The organism is Reinekea thalattae (assembly GCF_008041945.1).
In the GTDB taxonomy this organism is placed as follows: Bacteria; Pseudomonadota; Gammaproteobacteria; order Pseudomonadales; family Natronospirillaceae; genus Reinekea; species Reinekea thalattae.
Genome location: NZ_VKAD01000001.1, coordinates 2,131,166 through 2,145,963 on the forward strand (window position 1 = coordinate 2,131,166; position 14,798 = coordinate 2,145,963).

The window sequence follows — 14,798 nt, forward strand, 5'->3', positions numbered from 1 at the left end:
TGGCTGCAGCACAGAAGCTGGTTGTTAACGACAATAGATGTTAACGACAATAAATTTGATCATTAATGATGGATAAGAACTGTGGATTTATTTGAACAACTCGCCCAAACATTAGAGGAACGAAAGTCCGCTGACCCAAGTGCATCCTACGTTGCCTCTTTGTATGCCAAAGGGCTCGATAAGATATTAGAAAAGGTTGGTGAAGAGTCGTTTGAAACAGTATTGGCGGCGAAAAATGTCAAAGCTAATGGCGAAGGCAAAGAGGCGCTTATCTATGAAACTGCCGATTTATGGTTTCATCTGTTGGTGATGCTTTCGCAGCTAGGCATTAGCCCTGATGAGGTGATGAACGAGCTAGCGCGGCGCGAGGGCTTGTCTGGCTTGGAAGAAAAAGCCAGCCGCAGCAAGTAAACGAGAGGAGAGAGCAGTGTCTGATTGTATTTTTTGCAAAATTATCGCCGGTGAAATTCCCAGCAAAAAGGTTTATGAAGATGACATGTTGTTGGCCTTTTGGGATGTTGCTCCTAAGGCTCCGGTTCATCTGCTGGTAATCCCGAAAGTGCATATTAAAAACCTTTACGAGCTGAATGAAACCAACGCTGCTTATGCGCATGCTATGATCACTAAAGCGCCAGAAATCGCTAAACAGGCTGGCTTGGCAGAAGGTTTTCGCCTCATTGCAAACACCGGCGAGGCTTGTGGCCAAACAGTGCATCATTTGCACTTTCATATATTGGGTCGCTTTAATGAGTCTGGCGACACGGGCTTTCCTGGTGAAGATAGCTAGCGGTGAATCATTGCTTGCAAATAGTAGGCAGTAGAGACATAACAGATAACTAAAGACGTCGTTTCAACGGCGAATAAACGCAAACAGATAGAGGGTTTACCCATGGGTTTAGGTGGCATTTCTCCAATACAGTTGTTGATCATTCTTGCGATCGTCATTCTGATCTTTGGCACCAAGCGCTTAAAATCGCTGGGCGGTGATGTCGGTAGCGCAATTAAAAGCTTTAAAACCGCCATGAAGGAAGAAGAAAAACCGGCCGAGCCTGAGCCGTTAGAAAAGAAAAGCAAAGACGCCAATTTTTCTGAAGTTAAAGACCAAGAAAAACAGGACTAATCCTGTGCGAAGCGGAGCTTAAGAATGTTTGATGTTGGCTTTATGGAGCTGCTGTTATTGGCGATTATCGGTGTCGTCGTGATCGGCCCTGAACGCTTACCTGGCGTTGCGCGCACCGTTGGTAAGTATGTGGGCCAAGGGCGTCGCTTTATTCATAGTATCCAGCGCCAGATCGAGCAAGAAGTCAAAATAGATGAGTTGAATAAACAAATCATAGCGGAAGACGAGCAACCGATGTCGCAAGCTGATCTAGACGCAAAGCTGTCGCAAAACGGTCAGGTCGAGAATACGATTCACCAACCTGAAGCAGAAACTATTCATCAACCCGAAGCTGATGCTACCCATCAACCCGAAACAGAAACCATCCATGAGCGCCGCTGATCCAAACCAAGCCTCAATGCCGTTAGTTGAGCACCTAAAAGAATTAAGAGATCGGCTACTGCGCAGTATCATCGCGATTGCTGTGATCTTTGTCGGGCTGTATTTCTTTTCCGGTGAAATGTACATGATCTTAGTTGAGCCACTCAGGGCGATTTTACCGCAGGATGAAAACTCTGCACTGATCGCCACAGGCGTTGCCTCGCCCTTCTTAGTGCCGCTCAAATTAGCTTTAGTGATGTCGGTGTTGGTTGCTATGCCGTATCTTTTGCATCAGCTTTGGGGCTTTATTGCACCAGCCTTGTATCAGCGTGAAAAATTGCTAGCGGTGCCGCTGTTTATATCCAGTGTGCTGTTGTTTTACGCTGGCGTGGTGTTTGTTTACTTTGTTGTATTACCGCTGATTTTTGGTTTTTTCACGCACGCTGGACCAAGCGGCATTCAAATCATGCCGGATATATCTAACGTACTCGACTTCTGCTTAAAGATGTTTTTTTCCTTTGGTATCGCTTTTGAGATTCCAATTGCTACTTTCTTGTTTATTCGTACGGGTTTAGTCTCCAGTAAAAAGCTGGCCAGTATTCGGCCATATATTTTTCTTGGCTGCTTTGTTGTCGGCATGTTACTGACGCCGCCCGATATTATTTCGCAAAGCATCTTAGCAATACCGATGTACGCGTTGTTTGAATTAGGGCTATTAATGTCTCGATTCATTCCGAAAAAAAGTACAGATTAATACAAAGATTAACGGTGACTACTTAAAGCTAGCGTTGCTGAGTTGACTTCGATAGTTTAGACGCAATGCAGTAGAGGGTCATGGATAAGGGGATAAGTATGGATCGTTATTCAGTCGTTGGGCATCCTATTAAACACAGTCTGTCACCGATGATTCATCGCATGTTTGCAGAGCAAACAGGCGAGGAAATTGAATACGAAGGCATTGAATTGCCCGTCACCAGTTTTGAAACCCGTATTTGGCAACTCTTTAAAGAGGGCTACAGTGGTTTTAATGTGACCGCACCTTTTAAGGGTGATGCTTTCGATTTTGTTGATGATATGAGCGATCGCGCTAAACAGGCACGAGCCGTTAATACCATGAAGAAAATGCCGAATGGACGTATTTTTGGTGACACCACCGACGGTGTCGGTTTATTAAATGACCTACTCGACAACCTAGGTTGGACTCTAAATAAAGCCAATATTTTAATATTAGGTGCCGGTGGTGCTGTGCGCGGCGTGCTAGAGCCGTTATTGGCGCAAGACCCAGAAAGCCTAGTTGTTGCTAACCGCACGTTACAAAAAGCCGAAGAGCTTGCGGAAGAGTACCCAGCACTGACACCTTCGACCTTTGATGAATTAGATCAGCCATTTGATCTTATTATTAATGGCACGTCGGCCAGTTTATCGGGGCAGTTACCGCCTATTCCTGCTGACGTCGTGACAAGTCAAAGTCGCTGTTACGATATGGCTTACGGTAACAAGCCAACCGCATTCTTAGAGTGGTCTAAGCAACAGGGCGTTAAAGAATGTGCTGACGGCCTAGGTATGTTGGTGGGCCAAGCGGCGGAGAGTTTTTATATTTGGCGTGGTGTAAGGCCGGATGTTAAGCCAGTGATTGAAGCACTGCGTCAGCAGCTGTTGGATTGATAACGTCCATCTATGCAGCTCAGAATCAGCTGAGCTATTTATCAGTACATTTTAACGGCTTACCTTAATTTAACGACTTATCAATAGATGAAAGGCAGTTTTAATCAGCATGACATTAAATGAACTTTTAGAAGCGGTATACGCAAACCGCTCGGATTTGAAATTTGATCAGGTTTTGGCGTGTATCGATGCCGAGTTTGAATTCACGCCCTGTGCATTTGCTAATGGCAACTTGAACAACAGTGCGGAACAAAACCAAGGCTCTTGTAAGGTGCTTAGCTTTGCATTCAAAGCGGGGCTAAATGAATCGCAAGCCTTGTTGCTGTTTGCTGAACATTATCAATCGGTGTTGGCCGACCCTGAAGGCGATGCCCACCAAAATATTCGCCAGTTTATGAATACGGGCTGGAAAGGCGTCAGCTTTGAAAAGGTCGCATTGCAAAAAAAATAGCCAGTTAGTGTTTTGGCTAATTCTTCTTAAAAACCAGCCATTGGAGGTCACTTCATTGTTGCTGGTTTTTTTATGTCTGGTGATTTGTCCGTGTTCGCCTATTAGGCTTTGGCTAAAATCTTATCCAAGGCATTGGCAAAGTGCATTTTATCTTTTTGGTTGAGTGCAGGAGGTCCGCCCGTTTGCACACCGGATGAACGCATGGTTTCCATGAAATCGCGGATGTTTAAGCGGGCACCGATGTTTTCTTTTGTCCATCGCTCACCACGCGGATTAATAGCGTGGCAACCTTTAGCAATAACTTCTGAGGCCAGTGGTATATCCTGAGTGATCACCAAATCGCCTTCGGATGCGCGCACCACAATAAGGTTGTCGGCGACATCGAAGCCTGCCTCTACCTGAACAAACTGCAAGTAAGGCGACGGTGGAATGCTAATGCGATGATTGGCAACAAAGGTAGTCATCAGCTGTTTGCGTTGTGCCGCTCGGGTAATAATGTCCTTAATCACAACCGGGCAGGCATCGGCATCGACCCAAATATTCAAATCAGAACTCCTGTTCAAAATAGACTGACAATTTAAGCTGCGATTCTACCACCACTGATGCAATAAATTGGACTTACTAATTGTTCAGCCGATAACCCTTACTAGGCGTTAGTGTGGTATCGGCACTGCTGGCGAATTTTATTTATCGATGTCTCAGTGCTTAAATAAAGGTTACTTGGCCGATGCTTAATCCTGCCATGGCAGCACAGATTAAAAAATGAATAACAAAAAATAGGAAAAGCGATGAACGCTATAACGGTAAAAACCATCACCATGAACGCTTTAATGAAACCTCGAGCGTTAACTCTGTTTGTTAGCCTGCTTCTCAGCAGTGTCGCTTTTCAGGCTTCAGCAGCAACACTAGAAGTCGTTGAACCTTGGGCTCGGCCTAGCCCGCCAGGTGCGCCTTCTGCTGGCTTTATGCGTATTAAAAATCTATCGGATCAGGATGATGTATTGCTCAGTGCCAGTGGTGACTTTGCAAGCCGAATAGAACTGCACCTGTCATCAATGGTTGATGGGGTGATGAAAATGGCCGAGCAAGAACAGGGTGTCGTCATCCCTGCCGGTGGTGAGGTTGTGTTTAAACCTGGCAGTTATCATTTGATGTTTATGGGGCTGTATCAGCCATTTAATTCCGGAGAAGCCTACCAGGTCACATTAGAATTCAAGCAGGCCGGTATGATGACAGTTGTGTTACCGGTAAAGACGATTGATGAGGCAGCTAAAACACAAATGCATCATTAATGCTCATCGGCTAATAATTGAGCTGCACAATAGTGCGTGACTTGAGCGGAAAAATGGTTTGATTTCTTACAAATGGACTCTAGATGTTTGATGAGTCACATTACTGTCATCGGATAAGTCATTTTTTACTTAACTTTTCCGATAAAGTGACGATCTAATGGTAGTAACTATTGCATATGTGATGTGATTACTTATAAATTGTAGAGGCTGATCACAGAAATGAACGTAAAAGTTCAGCAAAATAATAGTTGCAAATGGAGCGAGTTACTCAAGGAATGATTAACGAGTAAATTCAACTAGTAGAAGTGTGTGTGCTAATGATTAAGAAACGAAGTAAACCAGATATAGTTGTGTTACTAGTTTTGATTCTGGGGCTAGGTGTAACACTTTCAGGCATGACAAAGAGCGAAAGCCGTCAGCCGTTGAGCAAATCGCAAATGCAGGCGTCCGGCGTTATTATTAATCAATCGAATTAGTTGCTACTAACTTGAGTGTATTAATAGTGCGTAGCCCGCTTAGCTACATAAAAATAAAGAATAGATCGTAAAAAAGCTTGGACTGGCAACAATCCAAGCTTTTTTATGGCCGTTAGAAATAGCTATTTTGATCGGTGATGACACCATCTAAAGCGAGATCCCAGGATTCTGTTGGGATTTTATCGACCTTCTGGCATTCGTGTGCCACACCAATGAGTTTTGGCTTACGAGGCCATCGGTTTAATCCAGCAAAGGTGCGATCGTAAAACCCGCCGCCCATGCCTAATCGGCCACCGTCACTGTCGAAACCCACCAAAGGCATTAACACCATCGATAACTGCCAAGGCTCAATCGCCAATTTAGTTGCCGGTTCTGGAATGCCAAAGCGATTGTTATACATAGGGGTGTCTGGAGTGTAACGACCAAACCACAGAGTTGGTTTCAACGCGTGAATAACCGGCAGATACAGCTCGATGTTGCGCAAGGCGCAGTAATCGATAAAGTCAGAAAGGTCGATTTCGCCGTCGCTGGCGTAGTAAAGCGCAATCTTTAGTTGCTGTTTGTTACCGAGCTGTTGTTTCAGTGTTTGAGTGATACCGAGAGCGGCCTGTTGCTGTTGCTGAGCGCTTAGGTTTCGACGGGTTCGGCGCAGAAATTTGCGCAGTTGATGCTTTTGTTCAGCAGGGTGACTCATAGCTAACACTCAATCGGATTCGAGTGGCTAGTGTAATACATTGATGAGTGGCTTTAAGCCCCCAAATTACCGCTGCTACGGAAGACCTTGAACCAAACAGTTCAAGGCGGTGACTCCTGCAATGAATTAGGCTTTCTGCCGGAGCAGACATGCACACAACATCGCGAGAAATCCCCTAAATTCGTAAAATAGGCTCGAGGACTTTTCGCAGCTGGCGAATAACCCAGGGGTGAGATGAATTATAAGGAAAATAACTCAAAAGACAGCCTTGACTTTCGATATATGAAAAATAAGGCTAACAGCGCAGCGCTTTAAAACAGATCGTTTTCGTCCAGCTCGAAATTTGAGTACTCGTCGTCTGCTTTAGGCAGTGCGCGTTCAATTTTTTCAACTAGTCGGTTGATCGTTTCACGCTCACTGTCGTTATCGGGACGCGCCTGTAACAGTTCGTGAGTTAGATTGAGTGCCGCCATGACGGCAATGCGTTCAATACCAAAAACCTTACCGGTTTCGCGAATTTCCTGCATTTTATTATTTAATGTATTGGCGGCGCTGGTGAGCTGGGATTCTTGGCCAGCCGGGCAAGCCACACGGTAATCACGATCCAGAATAGTGACGTTTAGTGTCTTAGGTTTTTCAGACATTCGGCTGCTCCATGTTCTTTAACCGCTCAATCATGGCTTCAACTCGTGAACGCGCCAGCTCATTTTGTTTAATTAATTTGGCACGCTCGGTCTTCCATGCTTCACGTTCAGCTTGAAGCAGTTTGTTCTCTTGCTCGAGTCGCTTAAATTCTCTCAGTAACTCTTCGATCTTTGCTTCGAGTGATAATAAGTTGGTGTTCGACATGGAAATAGCAAACCCTAGTGGCGAATTGGTGTGACCAGTATTGTTAATTTAACAACTGAATTCTGGTCACCATTTCAAAAAAACTCAAGAAAAATGTACCTTACACTCATAACCTTGGGTATTCAAAAGACTTACCAATACTTTTATTGAAAACCGTGAGTCGCGACATCGAGGCGTGGTAGGATGGCGCTTTCTTTTTAACCTGATCCGCTTTACTGGAGACTCCATGACCGATAGCCAAGAGCTGGGTATTAACCTGCACTACGATGATTTAGCTGAACTTTTTGTAAAGATGGGTTCCAGCCTAACGCCTGCTTACTTACAGGGCTCGCTCGCTGGCGTGTTAGCCTCCGGTAAGCGGATGAATATCGATGATTGGTTGGATTGGGCGCTGGATTTAATCGCGCCGACGGTTGAAGTTGAACAGGCTCACATTACTATTTTGCACGGCCTTTATCTTAAAACGCAATCTCAACTACAAGACGAGAGTTTAGGTTTTGAATTGATGATTGCCGGTGACGACACGCCCATTACTGACCGACTGATATTGTTAGGTGAGTGGGCTGGCAGTTTCTTGGGTGGCTTTGGCGCAACCGGAACAGTCAAAGAAATGAGCGAGCTGCCTGCTACGTTACAAGAAATTTTGGAAGATTTTTCAGAGATCGCACAGGTCGATGCTGAACAGGATGTCGAATTTGAAGGCGCCGAAGAAGACTACTTGGCGATTGCTGAGCATGTTCGATTGGGTGTCATTACGGTGTTCTTAGAATACAACGAACCGCCCGAAGCAACCGAAAACGACGACACAGTGCATTAATATACCGTCGATTCAGATAGCGTGAATTAAGGTATCGTTAGTTAATAGAGTAGGAGTTAGCATGAAAACCATCACTCAAGCCGAATACAAAGAACGGCGCGCCAGCCTAATGGAACGTATGGATGCCAACAGCATCGCCATTGTTCCTTCAGCGACCGAAAGCATTCGTAATAACGATGTGCATTATCCGTTTCGCCAAAACAGCGACTTTATGTATCTAACTGGCTTTGATGAGCCGGATGCATTGTGTGTCATCATGCCGGGTCGTGAGCAAGGCGAATATATTTTATTTGTTCGCGATAAAGATAAAGAGCGCGAAATTTGGGACGGCTATCGAGCCGGTCCAGAAGGTGCGGTTAAAGATTTTAATGCCGATGATGCTTTTCCGTTGGATGACATCGACGACATTTTGCCGGGCCTTATTGAAGGCAAGAGTCGAGTCTATTCGCATATGGGTGTCGATGCGGGTTTTGATCAGATGCTGATGGACTGGATCAATCAAATTCGCGCCAAGGTTCGCCAAGGTGCTGTGCCGCCAGAAGAGTTTTCCGATATCGCGCACATGTTGCACGACATGCGACTTTATAAGTCGGAACAAGAATTAGCGATCATGGCAGATGCCGCAAAGATGAGTGCCAAAGCGCATACGCGTGCTATGCAGTCATGTAAGCCAGGCATGTTTGAATATCAATTGCAGGCTGAAATAGAACACAGCTGCATGATGGATGGCAGTATGCGTCCGGCTTATTCTCCTATTGTTGGTGGTGGCAAAAACGCCTGTGTGCTGCATTACGTCGAAAACAATCAACCGTTAAAAGACGGTGACTTGGTGTTGATCGATGCCGGTGGCGAGCTTTCTTATTATGCCTCAGACATTACCCGAACCTTCCCAGTGAACGGTCGATTTAGTCCGGAACAGCGTGCCATTTATGAGTTGGTGTTAAAGGCAGAATATGCCGCGATTGCAATGATCAAAGAAGGTGTGCATTGGAATGAACCACATGAGTTAACAGTGCGGGTTTTAACCGAAGGTTTAGTCGAGCTAGGCTTGTTAACGGGTGATGTTGATCAGCTGATAGAAAATGAAGACTATAAAGAGTTCTTTATGCACCGCACCGGCCACTGGATGGGCATGGATGTGCATGACGTTGGCGATTACAAAGTTGGTGGTCAATGGCGAGTGTTAGAACCGGGTATGGTGTTAACCATTGAGCCGGGGCTTTATATTTCACCAGATAATATGGATGTCGATGCAAAGTGGCGCGGTATTGGTGTGCGTATTGAAGACGACATAGTGGTCACAAAAACCGGCTGTGAGATTTTGACCAAAGATGTGGTTAAAGACCCAGACGACATTGAAGCGTTAATGCAAGCCTCAAACTAGCACGCTACCGAGCTGCGGGAACGGGTTCGAAAAAGAGCGATAGTTATTGGTATAAAAATAGTAGCGTAAAAAATACCCTGCATTGCAGGGTATTTTTGTATCTGGATTGACTAAATCATCAAGCCTGTATTCTATGCTGCAGCTATGCCGTTGTGGCGCAACAGTGGCTCAACGCTAGGCTCGCGACCACGGAATTTTTCGAACAGCTCAGCTGCAGGTACGCTGCCGCCATTAGCCAGCACGATGTTACGAAAATCGAGGCCGGCCGTTTCGTTGAAAATACCTTCCTCTTCGAACCGGCTGAACGCATCTGCACTTAACACTTCGGCCCATTTATAGCTGTAATAGCCTGCGGCATAACCGCCAGCAAAAATATGGGCGAAACCGTTTTGGAAGCGATTTTCAGCAATGGCCGGAACAACCGAAACCTGACTGCGTACTTCATTTAATAACGACTGGATATCGTCTACTGAGAAGCCATCGGTTTTCATATGCAGCAGCATGTCGAACATCGAAAACTCCAGTTGACGAACCGTTGCCATAGCACTTTGGAAGTTTTTCGCCGCCAGTAGTTTTTCGAGCATGTCTTTGGGCAGTTTTTCTCGCGTCTCAACATGGCCAGAAATAAACGCCAGCGCCTCTTCTTGCCAGCACCAGTTTTCCATAAATTGGCTTGGTAATTCGACAGCATCCCAAGCGACGCCGTTAATACCAGACACCGACTTAACGTTAATACGCGTCAGCATATGGTGCAGACCATGACCGAATTCGTGGAACAGGGTGGTGACTTCATCGTGCGTTAGCAGCGAAGGTTTACCATCGACCGGTGCCGTAAAGTTACAGGTTAAATAGGCAACGGGCAGCTGAGTGTTGTCTTCATCTAACTGCATGCGAACGCGACAGTCGTCCATCCAAGCACCGCCACGTTTGCCTTCGCGAGCGTATAAATCGAGATAAAAACGAGCGATCAATTTACCGTTTTCATAAACGTTATGCAGGCTGACATCCGGGTGGTAGCTTTCAAATTCTTCGGCAGGTTCAAAAGTAACATTGAACAGGCGAGTGGTGGTTTCAAACAAACCTACCAATGCTTTTGAAGCCGGGAAGTAAGCGCGCAGCTCTTCTTGTGAAATGCTGTAGGTTTTTTGCTTGAGCTTTTCTGATGCGTAACTGACATCCCAAGGTTGCAGCTCGTTAATGCCAAGTTCGTTTTTGGCAAAGGCTGCCAGCTGCTCAAATTCTTGCTTTGCTTGTGGCACGGCTTTGTCGGCCAGCTGCTGTAAAAATTCGATTACTTGAGTTGGGCTTTGGGCCATTTTCGTCGCCAAAGAAACATCGGCATGGCTGTTGTAGCCGAGTAGCTCAGCAACCTGTTGGCGCTTCTGTAGAATCTCGGTCATCACTGGGCCGTTATCGAACTTACCGGCATCTGGGCCAAGGTCAGATGCCTTACTGACGTTAGCTCGGTAGACTTCTTCTCGTAATTCTCGGTTGTCAGCGTAGGTAAGCACTGGGATAACCGATGGCATTTCCAAGGTAATTAGCCAGCCGGTTTGGTCTTTTTGTTTGGCGTATTGCGCTAGGGTGTCGAGAGCTGTTTGTGGCAGACCTGCAAGCTCGGCAACATCATCGACTGGTCGCGTCCAGCTTTGAGTAGCATCGAGTAACTGCTCAGAATAGGTTTGGCTGAGCTTGGCAAGTTCGGTTTTCAATTGCGCGTACTGCTGTTGTTTCTCTGCTGGCAGATCAATACCGCTCAAGCGAAAATCGAGTAACGCCTGACGGATAGTCTCTTGTTGTGCGATCGATAAGTCTGCGAATTGTTCGCTTTGTTCTATGCTTTTATAAGCCTTAAAAAGCCCAGCGTGTTGCCCAAGCCATGTCGAATATTCAGTCACCATCGCCAATGCTTTGCCGTAAGCATCGCGCAGTTCAGGCGAATCTTTAACATTACTGAGGTGACTAAATAAAGCCCATGCGTTATCCATGCGACGCTCTTGTTGGTCAAGCGGCTCGATAAAGTTTTGCCAAGTTGCCGGTTCGCTATTGGCTAACAGCTGTTCAATGGTTTGTTTGCCATCTTCAATCAGCTGAGTCATGGCCGGTTCAATTTGTTCGGCAGAAAACTGCTCGAATGGCGGCAGCTCAAAATCTTCTAGTAGCGGATTGGTGGTTGTCATGTTGGCTCCTTGGGTTTGTGCTCAACGTAAGTAGGGCGCTGTGAAAGGGTATCGAATTTCAATGGGGTCAGCTGCTCTGACTACAAGTGAGCTGTCATAAAATGTTCATCACCTAAGCACCATTATTCAGTTTTCTGAAAAGAAATAACATGATTAAAAATATATCCTCAAAGCTGACTCACCCAATTACGCTGTTGTTGCAAGCGGTTGTTTTGATCTGGTGGTTGTTTTCTGGCCGTGGTGATGAGATCGGCTATGTCACGCTTGGTTGGTTACCCGAAGGCTATCAGGTAAGCGAGAGTTTTCTGGGTGTCGCGATCGATGCGGCGATGCTAACCGACGGCGAATGGTGGCAAGGGTCAGACTCTCCACCCAGACCGTTGGATTTAACCAATACTCAATTAGGTTACTGGACTCAATTATTGGCACCGGCTTGGTTGCGTTTAGGCGGTACCGAAGCCGATAAGCTGTGGCTGTATGAAGATACGGATCTTGCTGAACAAGCACCGCTGCTCACCCGAACTCAGTTAGAGCAGTTCTTACAATTTTCTGATTTCGTCTCCGCCAAACCCTTTATAACGGCTAATGCTGGACCGCGCACGCGGCAAGATGAACATTGGCAGCCAGAGCAATTTTTGCGTTTATTGAATTGGCTACCAGACGATTATCGCGGTGCGTTGGAGTTTGGTAACGAGCCCGGCGCGCATTGGGTTATTTTTGGCCGTAAACATCAAATTAGTTTCGAGCAGCTGGCGGATGAATATCGTCACGCTCGTGCGTTGGCGTATGTTCAGGGTATTGAACTTGCCGGACCTGCCAATGCCTTTTGGCCAAGTTTGGGTGAGCCGCTAAAGCAGATTTTTGGCTCATCAAAAGACTTTTTAAAGGCTGGCGCTAATCCAGATATTTTTACTTGGCACTATTATCCAACGCAATCGAGTCGTTGTGGTGTAAAAACGGAAAACGCCGATTGGGAGGGTTTGCTAGATGTTGAAGCCTTGGATGAATTCCGTAAACACAGCATAAAAGTCAGCATCTGGTTGCAGCTTTACAGTCCTGACTCTATTAAATGGTTGGGTGAAACTGGGCCAGCTCAGTGCGGCGGTAAAGCCGAATTAACCGATCGTTTTGGTGCTTCGTTATGGTGGCTTTCGCATTTGGCAACCGCTGCGCAATCGGGAAACAAAACTGTGATTCGGCAAAGTTTAGTCGGCGGCGATTATGCCTTGCTGCGTTACTTTGAGGGTTATTCACCAAACCCAGATTACTGGGCCAGCCTGTTATGGCGACAAAACATGGGTGCTCAGGGTTACCGGCTGATTAATAACGACGGCGTTGTGCGCGCTGCGGCTCATTGCCATCCGAGCAAGCCGGGTGTGATGTCGATGGTGGTGGTTAATTTATCGCGCCATGCGATTACTGTTGGTGTACCGCAAGCGCACGATGGTCGCTTTATCGATGTGACATCGCCGAGTCTAGAAAGCCGTCAGGTGTTATTGGAAGGGCAGCCTGCTGAAACACTTGATTGGCACAATCCCGAACGGTTGCCGTGGCAGCCATTGGCTCAGTGGCGGGACCTTGCTGGCTATAGCTACCGCTGGTTACAGATCGACAATGAGCCTGGCTGCCTTAGTTAAATAAAAAAGGTAATGGTTAACAGCTTGCGGAGCACTCTATATAATCGCCGCCAACGTAAATACAGTGACGAATTAGGATAGGTACCCATATGCGACCAAGCGGCCGAAGCAATGACCAATTACGCCAGATCACCATTGAACGATCTTTCACCAAACATGCAGAAGGCTCAGTCTTAGTCAGCTTTGGTGATACCAAGGTGATTTGCACCGCCAGTGTCGAGCAGGGCGTACCTCGCTTCATGAAAGGCGAAGGCAAAGGCTGGGTGACCGCAGAATATGGCATGTTGCCGCGTGCAACGGGCAGCCGTAATAACCGAGAAGCCGCACGTGGCAAACAAACCGGCCGTACGGTTGAGATTGGCCGTCTAATTGGTCGCTCGTTACGTGCCGCGCTAAATATGGAATTGTTGGGCGAATACACCATCACCTTAGATTGCGATGTGATTCAGGCCGATGGCGGCACACGCACTGCTTCAATCACCGGTGCCTACGTTGCACTCGCCGATGCCATTAACAAGCTGTTGGCCGAAGGCAGCATCAAAAAGAACCCGATCAAGCATCCTATCGCCGCCGTCTCGGTTGGTATCTGGAACGACACCCCAGTATTGGATTTAGATTACGCCGAAGATAGCACCGCCGAAACTGACCTCAATGTTGTTATGACCGGCACCGGTGGCTTTGTAGAAATTCAGGGCACTGCCGAAGGCGAACCGTTTGCACCAGATCAGCTAACCGCCATGCTTGCCTTGGCCGATAAAGGCGTACGCGAGCTGTGCGAGCTACAGCAGCAAGCCTTAGCGCAATAAACTCAAGCCATCAGGTTACGATTTATCATCAAGAAACTGCCCAGCAACTGCTAAGTAAACAGGAAGCCGCAATGACCTACAGCATGACCGCCTTTGCCCGCAAAGAACAAAGTTTTGATTTCGGCACGCTGTCGGTCGAAATTAAATCGGTCAATCAGCGTTATCTAGAACCGAGCTTTCGTTTACCAGAAACACTGCGACCGATCGAAATGAAGTTGCGTGAGCTGTTAAAAAAGCAGGTTAAGCGCGGCAAGCTAGAGGTTAATGCTAAGTTTTACGCCAATAACGATGAGCAATCGCTGGGCGTTGATTCCGCTCGACTAGCGGCAGTCACCGGTGCCTTGCAAACTTTAAGCGAGAGCGTTGATAACGCCGCGCCGATTAATTTGGTAGAACTACTGCAATACCCCGGTATTTTGATCAGTAACGAAATTGATACCGAGCAAGTGCAGGCAGAAATGACCAAACTGTTCAGCAATGCATTGGATGACTTCCTCGCCGGTCGAGAACGAGAAGGCGCTGTACTGGCGCAAGCCATTGAAGATCGCTTGGTAGACATTGCCGACATCGTGCAAGCCATTCGCCTAGAAGTACCAGAATGGGTGCAGAGTTTCCGCAACAATTTAAAAGAAAAAGCATTCAACTTAGGTGTCGAATTAAACCCCGAACGGTTAGAACAGGAAGTCGTATTGTTAGCGCAAAAAGCTGACGTCGCCGAAGAACTCGACCGGCTCGACGGTCACGTAAAAGAATGCCGCACCATTCTTAAACAAAAGGGCGCGGTTGGCCGCAAGCTCGACTTTTTAATGCAAGAGTTTAACCGCGAAGCCAACACACTCGGTTCTAAAAGCACCAAAGAAAGCATTACTCGTAATGCCGTCCAGCTTAAAGTGCTGATCGAACAGATGCGCGAGCAAGTGCAGAATATTGAGTAGGTTAAGAGCATAGATCACCTTTTCAAATTAGCTTGCCTGTTTACATGATCCTTCGCCTTCTGTTTGACGCTAATCAGGTGCATAGTGCTGATAAATGTGAATAATTATCAGGTGCTCTGATACTGTAGCTGC

The 14,798-nt window shown here is 46.7% G+C and carries 18 protein-coding genes and 1 other RNA gene; 13 read left to right on the plus strand and 6 right to left on the minus strand.

Annotation, left to right across the window (positions count from 1 at the left end; translation table 11 throughout):
* The first annotated feature begins 81 nt into the window (after window positions 1–81).
* From FME95_RS09745 to FME95_RS09775, 7 genes are all read left to right on the plus strand, one after another.
* Window positions 82–411 (plus strand): phosphoribosyl-ATP diphosphatase, encoded by a 330-nt coding sequence (locus FME95_RS09745; RefSeq protein ID WP_147714192.1) that lies wholly within the window; start codon window positions 82–84, stop codon window positions 409–411.
* A gap of 16 nt (window positions 412–427) precedes the next feature.
* Window positions 428–787: a histidine triad nucleotide-binding protein gene (locus FME95_RS09750; protein WP_147714193.1), complete on the plus strand. Its 360-nt coding sequence runs from the start codon at window positions 428–430 to the stop codon at window positions 785–787.
* A gap of 102 nt (window positions 788–889) precedes the next feature.
* The gene (gene tatA, locus FME95_RS09755) at window positions 890–1,120 is read left to right on the plus strand and encodes a twin-arginine translocase TatA/TatE family subunit (protein ID WP_147714194.1); all 231 of its coding nucleotides are present in this window, start codon (window positions 890–892) and stop codon (window positions 1,118–1,120) included.
* A gap of 24 nt (window positions 1,121–1,144) precedes the next feature.
* On the plus strand, window positions 1,145–1,501 hold the full coding sequence (gene tatB, locus FME95_RS09760; RefSeq protein ID WP_147714195.1) for a Sec-independent protein translocase protein TatB: 357 nt from the start codon (window positions 1,145–1,147) through the stop codon (window positions 1,499–1,501).
* The gene (gene tatC / locus FME95_RS09765; RefSeq protein ID WP_246109347.1) at window positions 1,488–2,234 is read left to right on the plus strand and encodes a twin-arginine translocase subunit TatC; all 747 of its coding nucleotides are present in this window, start codon (window positions 1,488–1,490) and stop codon (window positions 2,232–2,234) included. The genes tatB and tatC overlap by 14 nt, the downstream gene beginning before the upstream one ends.
* A 98-nt stretch (window positions 2,235–2,332) precedes the next feature.
* Window positions 2,333–3,145: a shikimate dehydrogenase gene (gene aroE, locus FME95_RS09770; protein ID WP_147714196.1), complete on the plus strand. Its 813-nt coding sequence runs from the start codon at window positions 2,333–2,335 to the stop codon at window positions 3,143–3,145.
* Between the two features lie 109 nt (window positions 3,146–3,254).
* Entirely contained in the window at window positions 3,255–3,596 is a 342-nt protein-coding gene (locus tag FME95_RS09775) for a HopJ type III effector protein (protein WP_147714197.1), read from the plus strand.
* A 101-nt stretch (window positions 3,597–3,697) separates the two neighbouring features.
* On the opposite strand, the gene FME95_RS09780 is transcribed toward FME95_RS09775, so the two are convergent.
* The gene (locus FME95_RS09780; RefSeq protein WP_147714198.1) at window positions 3,698–4,141 is read right to left on the minus strand and encodes a YaiI/YqxD family protein; all 444 of its coding nucleotides are present in this window, start codon (window positions 4,139–4,141) and stop codon (window positions 3,698–3,700) included.
* A 243-nt stretch (window positions 4,142–4,384) separates the two neighbouring features.
* On the opposite strand from FME95_RS09780, the gene FME95_RS09785 reads away from it, so the two are divergent.
* Window positions 4,385–4,888: a copper chaperone PCu(A)C gene (locus tag FME95_RS09785; protein ID WP_147714199.1), complete on the plus strand. Its 504-nt coding sequence runs from the start codon at window positions 4,385–4,387 to the stop codon at window positions 4,886–4,888.
* Between the two features lie 588 nt (window positions 4,889–5,476).
* Here FME95_RS09785 and FME95_RS09790 read toward each other — a convergent pair.
* From FME95_RS09790 to FME95_RS09805, 4 genes are all read right to left on the minus strand, one after another.
* Window positions 5,477–6,058, minus strand: coding sequence for a 5-formyltetrahydrofolate cyclo-ligase (locus FME95_RS09790; RefSeq protein ID WP_147714200.1), 582 nt, complete (start codon window positions 6,056–6,058; stop codon window positions 5,477–5,479).
* 54 nt (window positions 6,059–6,112) lie between these two features.
* A non-coding RNA gene (ssrS, locus tag FME95_RS09795) (6S RNA) lies at window positions 6,113–6,291 on the minus strand.
* Window positions 6,292–6,369: 78 nt separating this feature from the next.
* The gene (locus FME95_RS09800; RefSeq protein WP_147714201.1) at window positions 6,370–6,702 is read right to left on the minus strand and encodes a cell division protein ZapA; all 333 of its coding nucleotides are present in this window, start codon (window positions 6,700–6,702) and stop codon (window positions 6,370–6,372) included.
* Window positions 6,695–6,907, minus strand: a complete 213-nt coding sequence (locus tag FME95_RS09805; RefSeq protein ID WP_147714202.1) for a TIGR02449 family protein — start codon at window positions 6,905–6,907, stop codon at window positions 6,695–6,697. The genes FME95_RS09800 and FME95_RS09805 overlap by 8 nt, the downstream gene beginning before the upstream one ends.
* A 226-nt stretch (window positions 6,908–7,133) precedes the next feature.
* Here FME95_RS09805 and FME95_RS09810 point away from each other — a divergent pair, with 226 nt between their 5' ends.
* Both FME95_RS09810 and pepP read left to right on the plus strand, forming a co-directional pair.
* The gene (locus tag FME95_RS09810; protein WP_147714203.1) at window positions 7,134–7,724 is read left to right on the plus strand and encodes a UPF0149 family protein; all 591 of its coding nucleotides are present in this window, start codon (window positions 7,134–7,136) and stop codon (window positions 7,722–7,724) included.
* 61 nt (window positions 7,725–7,785) lie between these two features.
* Window positions 7,786–9,108 carry a Xaa-Pro aminopeptidase gene (gene pepP / locus FME95_RS09815; protein WP_147714204.1) on the plus strand — a complete coding sequence of 441 codons (1,323 nt, stop codon included), beginning with the start codon at window positions 7,786–7,788 and terminating at the stop codon, window positions 9,106–9,108.
* A gap of 131 nt (window positions 9,109–9,239) precedes the next feature.
* Here pepP and prlC read toward each other — a convergent pair whose 3' ends face one another.
* On the minus strand, window positions 9,240–11,288 hold the full coding sequence (gene prlC, locus FME95_RS09820) for an oligopeptidase A (RefSeq protein ID WP_147714205.1): 2,049 nt from the start codon (window positions 11,286–11,288) through the stop codon (window positions 9,240–9,242).
* Window positions 11,289–11,437: 149 nt separating this feature from the next.
* Here prlC and FME95_RS09825 point away from each other — a divergent pair, with 149 nt between their 5' ends.
* The 3 genes from FME95_RS09825 to FME95_RS09835 all read left to right on the plus strand — a co-directional run bounded on the left by FME95_RS09825 (window position 11,438) and on the right by FME95_RS09835 (window position 14,666).
* Complete coding sequence (locus tag FME95_RS09825; protein ID WP_147714206.1) at window positions 11,438–12,925, plus strand: hypothetical protein; 1,488 nt, start codon at window positions 11,438–11,440, stop codon at window positions 12,923–12,925.
* Between the two features lie 89 nt (window positions 12,926–13,014).
* Complete coding sequence (rph, locus tag FME95_RS09830; RefSeq protein WP_147714207.1) at window positions 13,015–13,731, plus strand: ribonuclease PH; 717 nt, start codon at window positions 13,015–13,017, stop codon at window positions 13,729–13,731.
* Between the two features lie 71 nt (window positions 13,732–13,802).
* A complete protein-coding gene (locus FME95_RS09835; protein WP_147714208.1) occupies window positions 13,803–14,666 on the plus strand; it encodes a YicC/YloC family endoribonuclease in 864 nt (287 codons plus the stop codon).
* Window positions 14,667–14,798 lie beyond the last annotated feature (132 nt).